Here is an 18,496-nt window from a genome sequence, read left to right as displayed (position 1 = left end):
TAATTTAAATATATCGACAATCGATATAACGTAAACTGATATAGGGAGGAATCATTTTTGAAAAAAAGATTTTTATCTGCATCGTTAGCAATTATTTTAACAACCTCTGTCGTTATACCTGCAACAATGCAAGAAGTTCGTGCTGCCAACGAAACAACTAGCACCGTGATAGCACAAGAAGAACGATTGACAGCGCAGGAATTTTTGAATTTAGCTGTAACAACTTTAACATTCCAGCACGGCTCAGATTCAATGCGTCAACAAATTATTGATAAATGGGTAAAGGCTGGGGAATTCACAGATTTAAGTTTGACGATTAAACATGATGAAGCGGCTCGAATTTTAGTAAGAGCGTTAAATAAAGAAGAAAAAGAGGCTTCACTTGCTGAGTATTTAGAGAAAGCCAATAAAATTGGTTTATTTAATGGCTTATCATTAAGTAGTGAAGCAATATCAAAACAAGATGCAGTAAAAATTTTAAACAATGCAAAACAAGAAAAAAATGGTTCCAATCATGAAGGTGTAAAGGAAATTTCAGTTGAAGACTTTATGAAGAATCCTGGGAACTTTGGTTATGAACTTTCACCTGATGGCAATTACATTACTTTTTCCTCTGCTTGGGAGAACAGATCCAATGTTTTCGTGAAAAAGATGAATGATGATAGTGAGCCCGTTCGTGTTTCTAATTCAAAAGATCGTGATGTTGCAGGATTTTTCTGGAAAGATAATAATTTACTATATTTAAAGGATAAAGGTGGAGATGAAAACTTCCATATTTATTCTACGACATTTAATGGCGCTGAGGAAAAAGATTTAACACCATATCCAAACGTCACAGTTGGCATATTAAGTGGTCTGCAAGGTGTTAAAGATGAAATACTTATTATGATGAATAAGGAAGATGCAACAGTTTTTGATGTCTACAAGCTGAATGTAAAGACTGGTGAAACAACTCATGTTGCAAAAAATCCTGGTAATATTACGAGCTGGCTAGCAGATCGCAATGGAAATGTGCGAATTGCCGTAGCTTCAGATGGTGTGGAAGGAACGATTCTTTATAGAGATTCGGAAAAGGATGAATTCAAGCCATTTATTGAAATGGAAGCTGGCGATGAAGTAATGCCACTAGCATTTTCTAAAGACAATCAATACATTTATGCTACATCAAATAAAGGTAGAGATAAAGTAGAAGTGGTGAAATACGACTTAAAAGGTAATGAAGAAGTCATTATGTCTAATGATCAAGTAGATGTTTCGGGTGTCTTATATAGTGCTGAACACGATAAATTGCTATATGGTGCATATATAACAGATAAACCACATTATCAATTCTTTGACGAGAACTTTGAAAAGCTTTTCCGTAAAATTCAAAGCAAGCTGAATGTGCATGAAAGTGAGCTTGGTATCAATGATTACAATAAAGAAATGACAAAATTTATTGTGAGTGTTTCAAGTGATACTGTCTATGGAAAATATTATTACTACGATTCAACAACAGATGAATTAACAGAATTGGCCACTTTAAGTCCTTGGTTAAATCCGAATGAACTTGCTGAAATGCATCCAATTTCTTATAAGAGCCGAGATGGTTTAACAATTAATGGCTATTTAACTTTACCGAAAAATAAAGAAGTGAAAGATCTCCCTCTTATTGTCAATCCACATGGTGGACCATGGGCACGTGATATGTGGGGCTTCAATCCAGAAGTACAATTGTTAGCTAATCGTGGCTATGCAGTGCTACAGGTGAATTTCCGTTCATCAACTGGCTATGGTAAAGAGTTCCTTCAAGCTGGAAATAAGCAATGGGGTCTGAAAATTCAAGATGATATTACAGATGGTGTCCAATGGGCAATTGACCAAGGCATTGCAGACCCTGATCGCATCGGTATTTATGGTGCATCATTTGGAGGTTATGCAACATTAGCTGGTATTACGTATACGCCTGATTTATATGCTGCAGCAGTTGATTATGTAGGGGTATCTAACATATTCACGTTATTAAATACCATCCCACCTTACTGGGAAACTATGCGTAACATGTTTTATGAGCGCGTAGGTCACCCAGAGAAGGACAAAGAATTATTAACAGCTGTTTCACCTGTTTTCCATGCAGATAAAATCAAAACACCATTATTTGTCGCTCAAGGTGCAAATGACCCACGTGTGAACAAAGCAGAATCCGATCAAATTGTGGAAGCCTTACGTGCTAGAGGTGTCGATGTAGAATACATGCTAAAAGATAATGAAGGACATGGCTTCGCTAACGAAGAAAATAGAATTGAATTCTATAATGCCATGGTGAAATTTTTCGATAGTCATTTAAAATAATCTGAAACGAAAGGCATTGATGTGTAGCTTGCTCACAATCAATGCCTTTTTAATTACATAAGGTGAATAGAGTTTGTCTAGCGTTTCTTACGATCAAATGGAGAAATATACAGAGCCAGTTCCTCAATACCATTATAAATTTATTGTTCATCCACTTGAGAAATACTGAAACGAATAAGATTATGCTTTTTAAATTCTGGTAAAAACATTCTAGAGGCGTCATCCATCAAAATATAAATCGTCAATGAATAGTAGCCATAACTTCATTGTACTTTCGTTTATAATAAAGATGGGAGGTGCTATCTATGAAGATTAAATTTTTTAGTCGGGCAAATTGTCCTTTATGTGTAGAAGGATTACAGACATTAAAGCTTGTTCAGGAAGATGTTCCCTTTGAAATTGATGTGATTGATATTGAGCAAGATGATCGCATACATGAAAAATATATGCTAATGATTCCTGTAGTTGAGAAGGATGGTGTCGTAATCCAGTATGGTAATTTAGATTATGCCACCTTGATGGAGCAATTAGGCAGTTAATTTACTGAATGTATAAAAGGTTATTAACGGAAAAAATGACTCTATTGTTAGCTGTAATTCACACAATTCACAAATTGTTCAATGAAAGCGTTTTGAATTTGAACAGTTTGTGAAGACCTTCACATTAGACTTTCTTTTCATAAAAAACGGAGTAGAATAGGTATCAAGTAAGAAGTTGTTATAAAACAGTTTAGCGAATGTATCACAAATTTTAGTGGTTGTTATATTACAAAAATGAATGATGTGAAGGGAGATTTTACAGTATTTGAGAAAAAGGATGTTCGTATTTTTGAATTTACAAATAAAAGTGAAGCAACAAAAGCTTTAGAAGGTTTTAAAAAGAACGCGATTTTATCTTTCACTAAATAAGTACAAAAAAGTCTCGTAGCCATGTTGATGGCTATGAGGCTTTTTTTAATATAAACAATTCAACTACTTGCACTTTAAAACAATGCATATTATAATAAAAGTATAAGTGGGACGCAAAATAATTAAGTGGGATAAAATTAAGCCCACAACTATTAATTAAGGGAGTAGATAGATATGTTAACTGTTCCAGAGGCACAGCAAAGGCTACTTCCTGAAATGTATCCGCTTCTGCAATCAAGATATCGAATTTTGCAAGCCGTTCAACTTATGCAACCAATCGGACGACGTGCGCTAGCCGATTCACTGAAAATGACAGAAAGAGAAATACGTAAAGAAACTGATATTTTACGTGAACAAGGGTTATTAGATGCGCAAAAGTCGGGTATGGTATGTACAGATGATGGTGAAATAGTCATTGAAAAATTAAGAGTCATCGTTTACGAATGGTCTGGTTTAACACAGCTTGCAAAAGTGCTCGAAAACCATTTTGGCATCCAGCGTGTAGTCGTAGTTCCTGGTGATTACAATGAGGATCATACAATCCTGACCATGCTAGGCAAAGAAGCGGCATTGCAATTTATGTCGACTGCTTTTGATGAGCAAGTAGTAGCTGTCACTGGTGGAAAATCTGTTGCCTCTCTTGCACAGTTTTTACATCCTCTAGACGGGCAAAAGGATATCACTTTTGTAGCTGCACGCGGAGGGATTGGACATGAAATGCAAATGCAGGCCAATACACTTGTTGCAACATTTGCCATGCAGATGGAGGCACAGTACCGTACTTTATTTTTACCGGAGCATTTAAGTGAGCAAGCTTATCAAGCGATGTTAACAGAGCCGATGGTAACAGAAATGATGGCATTCTACGATCAAGCAGATTGCGTCATTCACGGGATTGGCTCCGCAGAGGAAATGGCGATTCGTCGTAATTCATCTCCAGAGGATTTGCGAATTCTTGAGGAGAAAGGCGCTGTAAGTGAAGCATTTGGCTATTATTTTAATGCTAATGGTGAAATTGTTCATCGTATACGTACGATTGGTATTCAACTTGAGCAGGTACAAAATAGCCAGCAAGTCATTGCAGTTGCAGCAGGAAAACAAAAGGTCAATGCAATGCTTTCCTATTTTAAAGTAGCACCTAAGCAAACCATATTTGTAACAGATGAAGCAGCAGCCAAAGCAATTGCTGCCCAATTATCTTCTATAGAAAATAAGCATCTTGAATGATGGTAAAGTATCAAACATGTCACTCGATCTCAGAAAGTGCTAGAACACTTTTTGAATGAGCATAAAGTAAATTTTGATGTCTCTATTCATAGAGACAGACAATACACATTATTGGAGGAATTAACAATGGCATTAAAATTAGCGATTAATGGATTTGGACGTATTGGACGTTTAGTATTTCGTGAGGCAATGAAGCATGATGAAATTGAAGTAGTAGCCGTAAACGACTTAACAGATGCTGGTCAGCTTGCGCACTTATTGAAATATGATTCAGTACACGGTATCTATGATGCTGAAGTCAATGCAGATGAAGATTCTTTCGTAGTAAATGGCCAACGTGTAAAAGTATATGCTGAAAAAGATCCTGCACAATTACCATGGGGCGAATTAGGCGTAGACGTAGTGCTTGAATGTACTGGTCGATTCCGTTCAATGGAAGAAGTAGGCAAGCATATTGAAGCAGGCGCGAAAAAAGCCATTCTATCGGCACCAGCAAAAGGGGCAATGCCTACATTTGTTATGGGTGTAAACCATGAGGATTATAACCCAGCAACTGATGATGTAATCTCCAATGCTTCTTGTACAACAAACTGTCTTGCACCAGTAGCTAAAGTACTTGATGAGAAATTTGGCATTGAACGCGGTATGATGACAACAATTCACTCTTATACAAATGACCAACGAATTCTAGACTTCCCACACTCTGATCCACGTCGTGCACGTGCTGGGGCGGTTTCTATGATTCCAACAACAACGGGTGCAGCAGTAGCAGTATCAAAAGTATTACCACAATTAAAAGGTAAGCTAGATGGCTTCTCTATGCGTGTGCCAACACCTAACGTATCATGTGTTGACTTAGTTGTGGAGCTAAAAGCAGATGTATCGAAAGAAACGATTAATGCAGCATTAAAAGAAGCTTCTGAAAATGAATTAAAAGGCATTTTAGATTACAATGAGCTACCATTAGTATCAATCGATTATAACGGTAACCATCATTCTTCTACTGTAGATGGTCTTTCAACAATGGTATTAGAAAACAAAATGGTGAAGGTTTTAGCTTGGTATGATAACGAAATTGGTTACTCTACTCGCTTAATGGACCTAGCTTTATACATTGCTGAACAAGGATTAAACCATAAATAAGTATCATATTTCGACATTTTGAGTAAAAAGTGTGACATATTACTGCTTTTTATGCACAAAAAGTATAGCCTTTATAATATCGAATAGATATAATATACAAGGGTATTGGGAGTAAGGGATAACCCTTACTCCTTTTTTAACTAAATTCAGCAGAAAACGCCCACCTCTATACGTGGTGAGATGAATACACAAATTGCTCTCTTTGATTCAGTGAGTGTCTAAACACAAACTGAATCAAGATAAAAGCCCCAGCAGACGTCACAGATTTTGAAGAGGAGCTTTTAGAGCAAGCTCGAAAAAAATCTGGACGCAATTACGCTAAGGCGTAATTGATACATGGTGATTGCAAGACATAGAAGGTAACTTTTGCTACTATAAAAACAAGTATTAGGGTTCATTATCAAAAGTTGGAGAATCATAATCACACTAGATAGTGACCCTGAAAAAGTACCAAAATGACTTTTCAATTTAGTAAGCATGGTGTAGAGCCAAGATGGGTAAAACACAAGGGTGTAAGACTAAAACAAATTTTGAAGGGAGTTTCTTCATGTTAAATAAGAAAACAATGAAAGATATTGAAGTAAAGGGTCAACGCGTTTTTGTACGTGTAGATTTTAATGTGCCAATGGCAGATGGTGCTATTACGGATGAGACACGTATTCGTGCAGCTATTCCTACAATCGAGTATTTAGTAGAGCAGGGTGCTAAAGTTATTCTAGCTTCTCACTTAGGTCGTCCAAAGGGTGAAGTAAAAGAAGACATGCGTTTAACAGCTGTTGGCATTCGCTTAGCTGAATTAATGGGTAAGCCTGTTACGAAGCTTGATGAATCCATTGGGCAAGCGGTGGAAGAAGCCGTTGCAAACATGCAAGATGGAGATATTCTACTGCTTGAAAATGTACGCTTCCATGCTGGTGAAGAGAAAAATGATCCGACATTAGCACAGCAATTTGCTCAGCTAGCAGATATTTATGTCAATGATGCTTTTGGTGCAGCCCACCGAGCACATGCTTCTACAGAAGGAATTGCTAAGCATATTCCAGCTGTATCTGGATTCCTAATGCAAAAGGAATTAGATGTACTAGGTAAAGCCTTGTCTAACCCTGAGCATCCATTTACAGCCATTATTGGTGGTGCCAAAGTAAAAGATAAAATTGGTGTTATTGAAAGCCTGTTAGAGAAAGTAGATCACTTAATTATCGGTGGAGGTTTATCCTTTACATTTATTAAGGCACAAGGCCATGATATCGGTAAATCATTGTTAGAAGAAGATAAAATTGAGCTAGCAAAGTCCTTTATTGAAAAGGCAAAAGTAAAAGGCGTGCAATTACATATGCCAGTCGATGCTGTTGTGGCAAATGAATTTTCACAGGATGCTGAAACACAAATCGTTGATGTAGAGGCTATTCCAGCTGATTGGATGGGCCTAGATATTGGTCCAAAAACAGCTGCAAACTATGCAGAAGTTATTAAAAACTCTAAATTAATCATTTGGAATGGGCCAATGGGTGTCTTTGAAATGGACAAATTTGCAAACGGCACAAAAACAGTTGCTGATGCAATGGCAACAACTGCAGGCTACACGGTAATCGGTGGCGGTGATTCGGCAGCGGCAGTTGAAAAATTTGAAGTAGCAGATAAGATGGATCATATTTCTACAGGTGGCGGTGCTTCCTTAGAATTAATGGAAGGCAAAGAGCTTCCAGGGATTGTAGCACTAAACGATAAATAAGCTAATCGGAGGCAAAATGATGCGTAAACCAATTATTGCAGGTAACTGGAAAATGTTTAAAACATTTGAAGAAGCTATTCAGTTTGTAGATGCTGTACAGGAAAAACTTCCTTCCAATGACAAAGTAGATGCTGTTATTTGCGCACCAGCTCTTTACCTACCTACACTTGTGCAAGTTGCTAGTGAATCAGAGCTGGCGATTGGTGCACAAACAATGCACTATGAAAATGAAGGTGCTTTTACTGGTGAAATTAGTCCAGCACAGCTAGCAAGTGTAGATGTTGACTATGTCATTTTAGGGCACTCAGAACGTCGCGAATACTACAATGAGACAGACGAAGCGATTAATAAAAAGGTAGCAGCAGCACTTGCACATACTATCGTACCTATTATTTGCTGTGGTGAAACGCTAGAGGAACGTGAAGCTGGCACAACAGAGCAAAAAGTTGCTGGTCAAATTAAAGCGGCACTTGCTGGGTTTGAAGCACAGCAAGTAGAGCATATGGTCATTGCATATGAACCGATTTGGGCGATTGGTACTGGTAAAACGGCTACGGCAGACGATGCAAACCAAGTATGTGGAGCGATTCGAGCAGTAATCGAAGAGCTCTATAATGCTGAAACTGCGAATGCTGTGCGCATTCAATATGGCGGTAGTGTGAAGCCTGATAACATTCAGGAGCTTTTATCGAAAGAACATATTGATGGTGCTTTAGTTGGTGGAGCAAGCTTACAACCAGAATCTTATTTAACATTATTGGAGGCGGCAGCAAATGCCTAAAAAGCCAGTAGCATTAATTATTTTAGATGGCTTTGCATTTCGAGATGAAACATTCGGGAATGCAGTAGCACAGGCGAATAAGCCAAATTTTGATCGATATTGGAGCCAATTCCCTCATGCGACATTAACAGCAGCGGGAGAAGCCGTTGGATTACCTGAAGGACAGATGGGAAATTCCGAGGTGGGGCACTTAAACATCGGTGCTGGACGTATTGTTTACCAAAGCTTGACACGCTTAAATAAATCCATTCGTGATGGAGATTTCTTTACGAATCAAGCCTTTTTAGATGCAGTAGCACATGTTAAAGCTCATCAGTCAAAGCTACATGTTATGGGCTTATTGTCAGACGGTGGTGTTCATAGTCATTATGAGCATATGTTTGCGCTATTAAAACTAGCTAAACAGCAGGGATTAGATGAGGTTTATATACATGGCTTCTTAGATGGTCGTGATGTTGGTCCAACAACGGCATTAGACTATATCGAAGAAACAGAAAAGCAAATGGCTGAAATAGGCATAGGGCAATTTGCTTCGATTCATGGACGTTACTATGCAATGGATCGTGATAAACGTTGGGATCGTGTTGCGCTCACTTATAATGTACTTGTGGATGGTGTTGGTCAAACAGCAGAAAGTGCCAAAAGTGGTGTAGCAGCATCCTATGAGCGTGAAGTAACAGATGAATTCGTCATTCCATTTAGCATTCAAGAGCATGGTGAGCCAGTAGCAACAATTGGCGATCATGATGCAGTGATTTTCTTTAACTTCCGTCCTGATCGTGCGATTCAGCTATCAAAAGTGTTTACAAATGAAGCATTCGATGGTTTTGCAATATCTGCAAAGCATCCAAAGAATTTAAAATTTGTGTCCTTCACACATTATAGTGATGAAGTCAACGCACAGGTTGCTTATGAAAATGACAACTTGAAAAATACAATTGGTGAAGTATTAGCGACGAATGGGAAAACACAGTTGCGCATTGCGGAAACTGAAAAATATCCACATGTTACATTCTTTATGAGTGGTGGACGTGAGGAAAAATTCCCAGGTGAAGAACGAATCTTAATTGCTTCTCCAAAGGTGGCAACATACGATTTAAAACCTGAAATGTCTGCTTATGAGGTGACAGAAGCCTTACTTGCAGAAATTGCGGCTGAAAAATTTGATGGCATTATTCTTAACTTTGCCAACCCTGATATGGTTGGTCATAGTGGAATGCTGGAGCCAACAATTAGAGCCATTGAAGCAGTAGATGAATGCTTAGGGAAAGTAGTAGATGCGCTCCTTGCAAAAGGTGGAGCAGCTATTATTACAGCTGACCATGGCAACTCTGATGAAGTGTTAACTTTAGCAGGTGAGCCAATGACAGCTCATACAACAAATCCTGTTCCAGTAATTGTGACAAAACCAAATATAATGTTAAGAAATGATGGTATTTTAGCCGATTTAGCGCCAACCATGTTAGAATTATTACAGGTGTCACAGCCTACTGAAATGACAGGACAATCATTAATTGAAAAAGAGGAGAATTAATTATGCCATTTATTACACAAGTTTATGCGCGCGAAGTTTTAGACTCACGTGGGAACCCAACAGTAGAGGTTGAAGTATTTACAGAATCAGGCGCATTTGGCCGCGCAATCGTACCATCAGGTGCATCAACAGGTGAATACGAAGCGGTAGAATTACGCGATGGTGACAAATCTCGTTACCTAGGCAAAGGTGTATTAAAAGCAGTTGAAAATGTAAACACAATTATTGCGGAAGAATTAGAAGGTAACTATTCTGTTCTTGATCAAGTGGTCATTGACAAAGCTTTAATCGAGCTAGATGGCACAGAAAACAAAGGCAAGCTAGGTGCCAACGCAATTCTAGGTGTATCCATGGCAGTCGCACATGCTGCGGCAGATTATTTAGATGTACCTCTTTATCAATATCTTGGTGGGTTCAACTCTAAACAATTACCAGTACCAATGATGAACATCCTAAATGGTGGTGCTCACGCAGATAACAATGTAGACATTCAGGAATTCATGGTTATGCCTGTTGGTGCAGAATCTTTCCGTCATGCAGTACGCATCGGTGCTGAAATTTTCCATAGCCTAAAGGCTGTTCTAAAAGCAAAAGGCTACAACACAGCAGTAGGTGATGAAGGTGGTTTCGCACCAAACCTTGGCTCTAACGAAGAAGCGATTACAGTGATCTTAGAAGCGATTGAAAAAGCGGGCTACAAACCAGGTGAAGAAGTGAAACTTGCAATGGACGTAGCATCCTCTGAACTATTCAATAAAGAAGATGGCAAATATCACTTAGATGGTGAAGGCGTTGTGAAAACTTCTGAAGAAATGGTTGATTGGTACGAAGAGTTAACAGACAAATATCCAATCATTTCAATTGAAGATGGCTTAGACGAAAACGACTGGGCTGGACACAAGCTATTAACAGACCGTATCGGCAGTCGCGTACAATTAGTAGGTGATGACCTATTTGTAACAAATACGAAAAAATTATCAGCTGGTATTGAGCAAGGCGTAGGAAATGCTATCCTGATCAAAGTAAACCAAATCGGTACGTTAACTGAAACATTTGAAGCAATCGAAATGGCGAAACGTGCAGGCTACACAGCGGTTATTTCTCACCGTTCTGGTGAATCAGAAGATGCGACAATTGCTGATATCGCTGTTGCAACAAATGCTGGTCAAATTAAAACAGGTGCTCCATCACGTACAGATCGTGTAGCTAAATACAACCAACTTCTTCGCATTGAAGATCAACTTGGTTCAACAGCAGAGTATCTTGGTTTAAATTCATTCTATAATATAAAATAAGCATTTGATTTAAGAAAAAATGCTTTGAACTTAGTAATACACAACCTTTTTATACAATTTGAACTATGTTGTACATTTAGGTGAATTTAGCAATACGTATGTATTGTTTCAACCTCTGATTTATAAGTGTGATAAACACTTGTAGATTGGGGGTTTTTTATTTGCTTATCAAAGATTGATTAAAAGAATTTACATGCTAATTACAGATTAAAATTATTCAATTAGAACAACAGAAACTTATAACTACAATACAACTCACTTCATTCAATATCTGGACGAGTTTCATGAGGTGAATGAAATTGAAGACGTTTCTACAGTTCATGTGAAAAAATATATTCAACATCAATTAAATCTTGGTAAAAAGGCGACTTACATTAACACTGTAATTAAATCGTTGAGGTCGTTTTACACGTATTTGGTGGCGGAAGAATATGTCACATTAAACATCATGGCACGCACCGAATCGTTGTGTGATGAAAGGTATGCACATTACGCACACCCTTGGTGAAAAGGATACGAATAGTAATTAGAAGGTTCGTAACATTATTCAGACCCTTGGAGGGAGTCGCAAAACACGACCCCCTTGTAAAAACGTTATGTACCTAGCAAAATGCTAGATACCTCAGCGATGTTTACGCATTGAGGTACTCTCCTCTATAGAGAGCACCTATGATGGACTTACCTATATTAACGCATACAAAATTGTATCAGTTGTATTTAATCAACGAACGCAATTTTGCGTTGGTTAACATGCTGTATACAATGTATATACCATTATCTAAGAACAGTGTTTGTACTATAGTTTTTCATTGAACCTTGTTTCAAAATTCTGTTATTATTATCCTAATTACATAATATAAACCAATACATAATTGCATAATGATATAAATTACAAGGAGGAGTTAATAACATGAAGAGAAAAACAAAATCTGCAATTGTTATCATTGCAGTATTGGTCATTTTTGGAGGGATTTTTGGTTACATTAAATCCACCGAACAAATGGAAAAACCTGTTGCCAAAAAAGAAAGAGCCACTATAACTGTTGACGGAGTAGCGCTTGAAGATAAAAAAGTTACAAAAGAAGAATTGCTTTATCCTGACAATTTAATGGAAATGAAAGTAAATGAAACCATCCATAGCATGTCTCACCAAAAAGTGAAAGCTACTTCTCAATGGGGGCGTGAGCGAATAACACAAGAAAAAGTTGACCGATTGTTAACTGTAGTTAAAATGAACGATTATAAATATAAAGATCTTTACATTTCAATATTGGAAAGATGGTCGAAAGGTGATTTTTCAAACGCCGTTGACGACCATAACAAAATTTGGGAAATGCAAGGTGGCGATGACACAACAAATTCAGGAAGAGCAACTCGTTTATTATCGCCCGAGGAAGAAGAGCAGTATATTGAACAATTTTACACAGATGAAAAATAGGTGAGCCTTTGAATTGTATGTAAATTTTTCTGTTTGTTATCATTAATTTTTATTACACAAAATCCACCAATTACTAAGATACAAAAAAATTATCGGTGGAGGGTTTTATTTATGAATGAAGAAAGACCGCTAACAGACAAAGAACTTTATCATTTAATTATCACTTTGAACGCAAAAGCCTATGGATTGAAAAACGTGTACAAAAAGAGTTTGGCGATTCAACTATTCATGCGAGGTCACAATTTGGACCATACAATGCGGAACAAGCGAAATCCGAAATTTCAAGTTTTTGTGTTCACTAAGACTCCCAAATTTATTGTAGACCTCATAGAATTGACCATAATAAATCAAGGTTCATGCTCAGGTGCTCCATCACGTACAGACCGTGTAGTAAAATACAACCAATTTCTTCACATTGAAGATCAACTTGGTTCCACAGCTGAGTACCTTGGTTTACAATCGTTCTACAACCTTAAATAATAGACAAAAAATACCTCAAAGTATGTATACCCTAAGCAGTCTAGTATAATAAAGAAAAATAGAGGGGGATAGAGATATGGGGATTATTCAATCATTAGAAGAGACGTTGCCGATTTTTCATGAAGTCTTTAAGAAGGAAATAGCAATGACTATTAATTGTGCAGAGGAAAGAAAAGTCCTGTTTGTATTAGAGGGGACAAGAGTCAAAACGAATTTACAAGTAGGGACTATTCTTGAGGATACACCTGATTTTCATAGTGTCACAAAAGGACAAATTTTAAAGCGTAGCATTTCAAAAGAGTATTTTGGGATTGCAATGAATAGTGAGCTTTATCCTGTGCGTGAAAATGGTAAAGTTGTAGCCGTATTAAGCCTAATCTTTCCAGTTGATGCGCAAGAAAAAGTGGAAGGTTTTATGGGCAGTTTGCAAGCTATTATTCAAGAACTACAAATAAAAGTACATACGATTGCTGCACATTCTGAAGAATTGTCTGCAACGAGTGAAACTATTACAGAAAAATCTCGACATGCCTTAGAAAATTCTTCTCGTTCTAATGAAGTAACAGATTTTATTAAAACGATTTCGAGACAGACCAACTTACTGGGCTTAAATGCCTCGATTGAAGCGGCACGAGCAGGCCAATACGGTGCAGGTTTCAACATCGTAGCGCAAGAGGTAAGGAAGCTTTCTAGTGAGACAGCTACAGCAACAGAGCAAATTGAAACCTCTCTTAAAACGATTACGAGTAATATTCAAGCACTTATGGAAAGCATGGAGCAAATTGAAGCAGCCTCAAATGATCAGGCAGAGCAGGTTCAACAATTTAGTGAAGCCATTGAAAAACTAAATGATATAAGCGAGCAAATGGCGGTTTACATAAAAGGTCTCTTACGATAATAAGAAAGGACAGTCTACTAATGCTAGACTGTCCTCATATTGTTGAAAAACAAAACCATCAATAGAATTTTTGTGAAAGGTGAAAATGGTTTCCGTTGCAGGCTACTTGCTTTCCTGTGGGCGAGCGCCGAGCCGCTTCCTCCGCTATCACTCCGTGCAGGGGCTCGCCTGTCTCGCTATCCCACGGGAGTCAAGTAGCCTTCCACTTCAACATACAAAAGTGTTACCTTTTTAGCAAAGATTTTCAAATAAAGTAAAGGTGTTCACTACTCTTTATGGAGGGGTGTTGGCACGCATCACTTCTCCACATTGAAAATAAAAATCCTATCCCCCTAAGAATACAGATATTGGGCTATTTGATTGCTATGCTAGTATGAAAAAAAGTAAAGACACTTTGCAGAATGGTTGATTGGAGTGGAGCCAGCGTCACTCCTAGGGGATTTAGCGTTACAGAGGAGACCCTGGAGCGAACGGAAGTGAGTGAAGCGGCTCATCGGACGCCCCCTGGAAAGGACGCTGGTGGAACGGAAATCAACCTCTCACCTTGCAAAGTTGCTTTTTCTGCCGTTGACATCATCTTTTTTCAACAGCATGAGGACAGTCTATTAATGCTAGACTGTCCTGATTATTTTTTATGGCTGTGACCAATGTTGATCTAGTTCTTGATCGAGATAGACCCAGCCCTTCCAAGCAATATGAATCGTATCCATTATAAAATAAGGATCATATTCATGATCTGAAAAATCAACATAGGCAACATTCGCGTCCTGTAATACTTGCTCCATTTTATCGTAGTACTTTTGACGACGCTCCTCAGGATAGCCATTATAATCATACCAATAGCCATTAACCGGAATGGACACGAATAGTGGCTTGGCACCTGCATCCTTTAAAACATCTATTACTAGTTGGAAATCCTCATATTCAGGAGAGTTTGTATAATCCTCTTTTTTCCGTATATCTTTAAACTTTGAAAATTTAGCATTTACAAGTCGCTGATAGGCGCGATCTTCAATCATATAGTCATTGGATACACGTTTCTCACCATATGCCTCTGCATGCTGCAATTGTTGTTCAAAGCTTTGATTGGCAATGAGCTTGTCATTACTTTTTAATGCATGACCTTTACGTGGGAAAAGGGAATAATATAAGTCCTTCTTTTCTAGCAATTCCTTGTGGAAACGACCTGCGACCATGGCCATACGTCCAGTAATTGGCTTTTCCTTGCCGTTAGACATTTGATATTGAAACATGGTCTTTAAGAGACGGTCCCGTTTGACGGTATCAAATTCTAGCAGACGCTCCATTGCTCGTTTACGAAGAGCGGCATCCATCTCCTGATTAAAAGCTAAATCATAGGCATGTAACATGGAGTAATTCGGTGAAAAGTGAAATTCACCCATGCCCTTCTCTGTAAACCACTGCGGGGAGATGATAAAGACCACTTTTTTATCCTTTAAATTCTTTTCTTGTGCTGCAAAATTCAGGAAGTGGGTAATGGACTGCATGCCCCCACGTCCAATCATAAATGTCGAATATGGAGCGTTAGTTGCTCGCGTATAATTATATGGATGGAACGGGTCAAAACGGTTTAATTCCGAGGAGCCATATAGAGGCATGGAACTAGGCTCCTGCAACATTCGCTCCTGTAAATATGTGCCTTGAAATACAAGTGGAGACATGTTAGTTTTGGCTTGCTCCACATCCTCATTGGATATCCAGGCTTTAATCCAAGCATTAGGAAAGAAGACAAAGCCAGTAAAAAGAGCGAATGCAATAAATAAAGAAAGAAAGCCTTTTTTGATCATTGTCTTTCAGCTAATTTCCCTGCTATTCGATTAGGCGTATTCCATTCTTCACGATTGAAATCAGTAATAGGTACAGAAATATTAAAACGATTTTCAATTTCAACTAATAAATTAATTGTCCCAAACGAATCTAGTAAACCTTCTTCAAATAAATCAATATCTGGGTTTTCTACAATAATTTCGTCTTCACATAACTCGACTAGCATTTCTAAAACTTGTTGTTGATCCATTAATAATTCTCCTTTAGTGAACAGGCTCTTACAGCCCTTTGTTTAAAATAATGTGCCAGAAAAAATATAGAAGCCAAAGCATATGGCATGAAACGTAATGATTACGCCAATAACATGCGTCCATTTATTTTTTGGCCAACGCTTATGCTTTTTATTCCAGCGTTCAAATTTATCAAAGCTGATAATCAATAGGGCATGATAGAGTCCATAGACCACAAAGTGCCATTCGAGACCATGCCAAATACCCATTAAAAAGAATAGTAAAAAGAAGCCTATATACGAAATAGCAAATTTATTTTTCAGCCACTTTTTCTTTGTCATCCAAAGGACAAAGCGCATATAGACGTAATCCCTAAACCAAAACGAAAGGCTCATATGCCAACGATTCCAAAAATCTTTAATATTGCGGCTGGCGAATGGACGGTTAAAGTTAATCGGTGTTTGGATACCCATTATTCGGCTCACCCCAACAGCAAATGCACTATAGCCAGCAAAATCAAAGAATAAATAAAAGCTATACATATACATATACGCTAGTTGCCCCTGAAAAGGTGTCAAATAGTTATACGTATGATTAGGCAAATAAATAAGCGTGTAGTTATAAATTAAATATGCCAAAATAAATTTATATAAAAAGCCGACAAAAATATAGTTAATTCCACTTAATAGCAGCTTTTGGTAATCCTCCGAGGAAGGCACGGCATGAAAATCCTTCGTAAAACGACGCCAACGATCAATAGGTCCAGATGATACGGTAGGAAAGAATAATAAGAAATAGACTAGCTCTACTACAGAAATTTTCTCTTTCATCAAGCCGTCACGGGTTTCTAAAATCATTTGCACCGCTTTAAACGTAATGTAGGACACACCAAGGAAGCCAAATAAATGATGTAACCCGAGAATCGGCAGAACCTTCACAAGGACAAGCGGTAATATGGATAAAAGCACAGCTATTATAAAAATAGTGCCGCTATTTTGCTGAAGTCGGTAACGCTGATAAGCCACAATAAGGACTACCTGAAAGACCGTAAATAGTACAAGCGAAATGGTCCCATTCAATGAATGTCCGAAAATCAGTGCTAAGACAATTACCGAGACAAAAAGATTATAGCGTTTCGAAGATTTGCCTCGTAACCCTAATAGGATGGTAGGTAGTAATAAAAGTCCGATGATCACAAAAAATGCTATATTTCCATAAGGCGTCATACTGTTTCCATAACCGCCAATCCTTTACGATCAACCTTACCATTTGGATTTAATGGTAAAGCGTCCATATATTTAAACGTTTTCGGTATCATATAGGCAGGTAAGTACGCCGATAAAAGTGCCTTCAATTGCTTTGTCGTTTTGAAGGCCGCGTCTGTTAATGGCTCACGTAATACAATATGGGCACTAAGAGAAATGATTTCCTTCTCTTTATAAACAGGTACAACGACACAGCTTGAAACTGGTGGTAGGTTACTGATTTGTTTTTCAATTTCTTCGATTTCTAAACGATAGCCATGTAATTTCACTTGGAAATCCTTACGACCTGAAAAGAACAAATAACCATCCTGCTCATAGCCGATATCACCAGTTTGATAGATGCGATCGCCATCAACGATCGGGAAAGCTTTCGCTGTTAATTTAGGCGCTCCCAAATACCCGGCACTAACGGTTGGCCCTGAAATCATAATTTCTCCATCTCCTGCTACAGATACGTTTGGCTCTGTTATAGGGGCAATCGGTAATTGTTCGAAGCGTGCTACTAGCTCTGTCGTCACCTTTACATAGGATACAGCGACGGTTGTTTCCGTAGGGCCATATAAATTATAAATTGTTGCCTGTGGAAAACGGAGCATCAACTCGTTACATACCGCTATCGGTAAAACCTCTCCGCAAAATAAAAAAGTATCCAATGCAGGCATGAGTTTTTGATCCCATTCTTTGTTCATCAAACACATCTTGGCAAAGGAAGGTGTAGAAGTCCATACCCGAGTATTTGACGTCGCTAATGAATCAAACAATGCTTTTGGATTAGCAATTTCTTGCTGTGTAATCGCATAAAGCGTGTGTCCACCAACAAGAGCTGGGTAGAGATCCATAACAGATAAATCAAAGGAATAGGGTGCTTGATTTAAAAATACGCCGTCTTCCTGTAAAGGGAAGTGCTCCTGCATCCACATAACAAAGTGTGTTAGATTACTAGCTGTTATTTGTACCCCTTTTGGTTGACCAGTTGAACCAGAAGTGTAAATAATATAATGAATATCCTCATCTTGAACCCATGTTGCAGATGATAGGATTACGTCCTTTGAGGAGGTATCCAGAATATCATGCACTGCCATAACTGGAATGTTCATCTGCATTTGTAATAGCTCTGTTGTCAATACTAAACCTGCTCCAGAAGCTTCTGTAATGAGCTGTAATCTTTCAGATGGTGTTGATGAATCAACAGGTACATATGGATGGCCGGCCTTTACAGCTCCTATAAAGGCAACAATTTGTAGGGGGGACATATGTCCATAAATGACAATAGGTTGCTGTCTCCGCAAGTTAAGCTTCATCAAATAATCGGCAATACGATCCGATAAATGCCAAAGCTCACTATAAGTTAAGGAGGCATTGTGTGTCTGATAAGCAGTTTTTTGTGGCTGCTGGATGGCCACACGTTCAATAGCTGCCAAAATACTTAACATATTTTAATCTCCT

General features: G+C 38.1%; 16 protein-coding genes. 12 read left to right on the top strand and 4 right to left on the bottom strand.

The features are described 5' to 3' along the window. Positions 1-57: 57 nt before the first annotated feature. The 12 genes from MHB65_RS20265 (at position 58) to MHB65_RS20210 (ending at position 13,767) form a co-directional block, all read left to right on the top strand. A complete protein-coding gene (locus MHB65_RS20265; protein WP_342441531.1) occupies positions 58-2,331 on the top strand; it encodes a S9 family peptidase in 2,274 nt (757 codons plus the stop codon). Positions 2,332-2,636: 305 nt separating this feature from the next. Further along, positions 2,637-2,870 carry a glutaredoxin family protein gene (locus MHB65_RS20260; RefSeq protein WP_205445417.1) on the top strand — a complete coding sequence of 78 codons (234 nt, stop codon included), beginning with the start codon at positions 2,637-2,639 and terminating at the stop codon, positions 2,868-2,870. A 543-nt stretch (positions 2,871-3,413) separates the two neighbouring features. Next, on the top strand, positions 3,414-4,466 hold the full coding sequence (locus tag MHB65_RS20255; protein WP_205445415.1) for a sugar-binding domain-containing protein: 1,053 nt from the start codon (positions 3,414-3,416) through the stop codon (positions 4,464-4,466). Positions 4,467-4,592: 126 nt separating this feature from the next. Beyond that, entirely contained in the window at positions 4,593-5,609 is a 1,017-nt protein-coding gene (gene gap / locus MHB65_RS20250) for a type I glyceraldehyde-3-phosphate dehydrogenase (protein WP_342441530.1), read from the top strand. A 547-nt stretch (positions 5,610-6,156) separates the two neighbouring features. Continuing rightward, positions 6,157-7,341: a phosphoglycerate kinase gene (locus tag MHB65_RS20245; RefSeq protein WP_342441529.1), complete on the top strand. Its 1,185-nt coding sequence runs from the start codon at positions 6,157-6,159 to the stop codon at positions 7,339-7,341. Between the two features lie 19 nt (positions 7,342-7,360). Continuing rightward, complete coding sequence (gene tpiA, locus MHB65_RS20240; RefSeq protein ID WP_205445410.1) at positions 7,361-8,122, top strand: triose-phosphate isomerase; 762 nt, start codon at positions 7,361-7,363, stop codon at positions 8,120-8,122. Continuing rightward, positions 8,115-9,656, top strand: coding sequence for a 2,3-bisphosphoglycerate-independent phosphoglycerate mutase (gene gpmI, locus MHB65_RS20235; RefSeq protein ID WP_342441528.1), 1,542 nt, complete (start codon positions 8,115-8,117; stop codon positions 9,654-9,656). Before tpiA ends, gpmI begins: the two co-directional genes overlap by 8 nt. 2 nt (positions 9,657-9,658) lie before the next feature. Beyond that, positions 9,659-10,951, top strand: a complete 1,293-nt coding sequence (eno, locus tag MHB65_RS20230; RefSeq protein WP_342441527.1) for a phosphopyruvate hydratase — start codon at positions 9,659-9,661, stop codon at positions 10,949-10,951. A gap of 220 nt (positions 10,952-11,171) precedes the next feature. Further along, complete coding sequence (locus tag MHB65_RS20225) at positions 11,172-11,459, top strand: site-specific integrase (protein WP_342443772.1); 288 nt, start codon at positions 11,172-11,174, stop codon at positions 11,457-11,459. A 402-nt stretch (positions 11,460-11,861) separates the two neighbouring features. After that, positions 11,862-12,389 carry a DUF6241 domain-containing protein gene (locus MHB65_RS20220; RefSeq protein ID WP_342441526.1) on the top strand — a complete coding sequence of 176 codons (528 nt, stop codon included), beginning with the start codon at positions 11,862-11,864 and terminating at the stop codon, positions 12,387-12,389. Positions 12,390-12,500: 111 nt separating this feature from the next. After that, positions 12,501-12,869 carry a hypothetical protein gene (locus MHB65_RS20215; RefSeq protein ID WP_342441525.1) on the top strand — a complete coding sequence of 123 codons (369 nt, stop codon included), beginning with the start codon at positions 12,501-12,503 and terminating at the stop codon, positions 12,867-12,869. A gap of 76 nt (positions 12,870-12,945) precedes the next feature. After that, on the top strand, positions 12,946-13,767 hold the full coding sequence (locus MHB65_RS20210) for a methyl-accepting chemotaxis protein (protein WP_342441524.1): 822 nt from the start codon (positions 12,946-12,948) through the stop codon (positions 13,765-13,767). A gap of 632 nt (positions 13,768-14,399) precedes the next feature. Here MHB65_RS20210 and dltD read toward each other — a convergent pair. Genes dltD through dltA form a run of 4 tightly spaced genes read right to left on the bottom strand, consistent with a single transcriptional unit; the run spans position 14,400 to position 18,483 of the window. Continuing rightward, positions 14,400-15,575, bottom strand: a complete 1,176-nt coding sequence (gene dltD, locus MHB65_RS20205) for a D-alanyl-lipoteichoic acid biosynthesis protein DltD (protein WP_342441523.1) — start codon at positions 15,573-15,575, stop codon at positions 14,400-14,402. Beyond that, a complete protein-coding gene (gene dltC / locus MHB65_RS20200; RefSeq protein WP_016994756.1) occupies positions 15,572-15,805 on the bottom strand; it encodes a D-alanine--poly(phosphoribitol) ligase subunit 2 in 234 nt (77 codons plus the stop codon). The genes dltD and dltC overlap by 4 nt, the downstream gene beginning before the upstream one ends. A 42-nt stretch (positions 15,806-15,847) precedes the next feature. After that, entirely contained in the window at positions 15,848-17,011 is a 1,164-nt protein-coding gene (gene dltB / locus MHB65_RS20195) for a D-alanyl-lipoteichoic acid biosynthesis protein DltB (RefSeq protein ID WP_342441522.1), read from the bottom strand. Further along, positions 17,008-18,483 carry a D-alanine--poly(phosphoribitol) ligase subunit DltA gene (dltA, locus tag MHB65_RS20190; protein WP_342441521.1) on the bottom strand — a complete coding sequence of 492 codons (1,476 nt, stop codon included), beginning with the start codon at positions 18,481-18,483 and terminating at the stop codon, positions 17,008-17,010. The genes dltB and dltA overlap by 4 nt, the downstream gene beginning before the upstream one ends. Positions 18,484-18,496: the final 13 nt, after the last annotated feature.

This window comes from Lysinibacillus sp. FSL K6-0075, assembly GCF_038592945.1.
Taxonomy (GTDB): Bacteria; Bacillota; Bacilli; order Bacillales_A; family Planococcaceae; genus Lysinibacillus; species Lysinibacillus fusiformis_F.
This window is presented reverse-complemented; position numbering and strand designations above follow the sequence as displayed.

Coding starts and splice junctions, on each gene's coding strand:
- MHB65_RS20220 (WP_342441526.1), top strand. CDS start 11,862: ATGAAGAGAAAAACAAAATCTGCAATTGTTATCATTGCAGTATTGGTC.
- gap (WP_342441530.1), top strand. CDS start 4,593: ATGGCATTAAAATTAGCGATTAATGGATTTGGACGTATTGGACGTTTA.
- eno (WP_342441527.1), top strand. CDS start 9,659: ATGCCATTTATTACACAAGTTTATGCGCGCGAAGTTTTAGACTCACGT.
- dltD (WP_342441523.1), bottom strand. CDS start 15,575: ATGATCAAAAAAGGCTTTCTTTCTTTATTTATTGCATTCGCTCTTTTT.
- MHB65_RS20260 (WP_205445417.1), top strand. CDS start 2,637: ATGAAGATTAAATTTTTTAGTCGGGCAAATTGTCCTTTATGTGTAGAA.
- dltB (WP_342441522.1), bottom strand. CDS start 17,011: ATGACGCCTTATGGAAATATAGCATTTTTTGTGATCATCGGACTTTTA.
- MHB65_RS20255 (WP_205445415.1), top strand. CDS start 3,414: ATGTTAACTGTTCCAGAGGCACAGCAAAGGCTACTTCCTGAAATGTAT.
- gpmI (WP_342441528.1), top strand. CDS start 8,115: ATGCCTAAAAAGCCAGTAGCATTAATTATTTTAGATGGCTTTGCATTT.
- dltA (WP_342441521.1), bottom strand. CDS start 18,483: ATGTTAAGTATTTTGGCAGCTATTGAACGTGTGGCCATCCAGCAGCCA.
- MHB65_RS20210 (WP_342441524.1), top strand. CDS start 12,946: ATGGGGATTATTCAATCATTAGAAGAGACGTTGCCGATTTTTCATGAA.
- tpiA (WP_205445410.1), top strand. CDS start 7,361: ATGCGTAAACCAATTATTGCAGGTAACTGGAAAATGTTTAAAACATTT.
- dltC (WP_016994756.1), bottom strand. CDS start 15,805: ATGGATCAACAACAAGTTTTAGAAATGCTAGTCGAGTTATGTGAAGAC.
- MHB65_RS20215 (WP_342441525.1), top strand. CDS start 12,501: ATGAATGAAGAAAGACCGCTAACAGACAAAGAACTTTATCATTTAATT.
- MHB65_RS20245 (WP_342441529.1), top strand. CDS start 6,157: ATGTTAAATAAGAAAACAATGAAAGATATTGAAGTAAAGGGTCAACGC.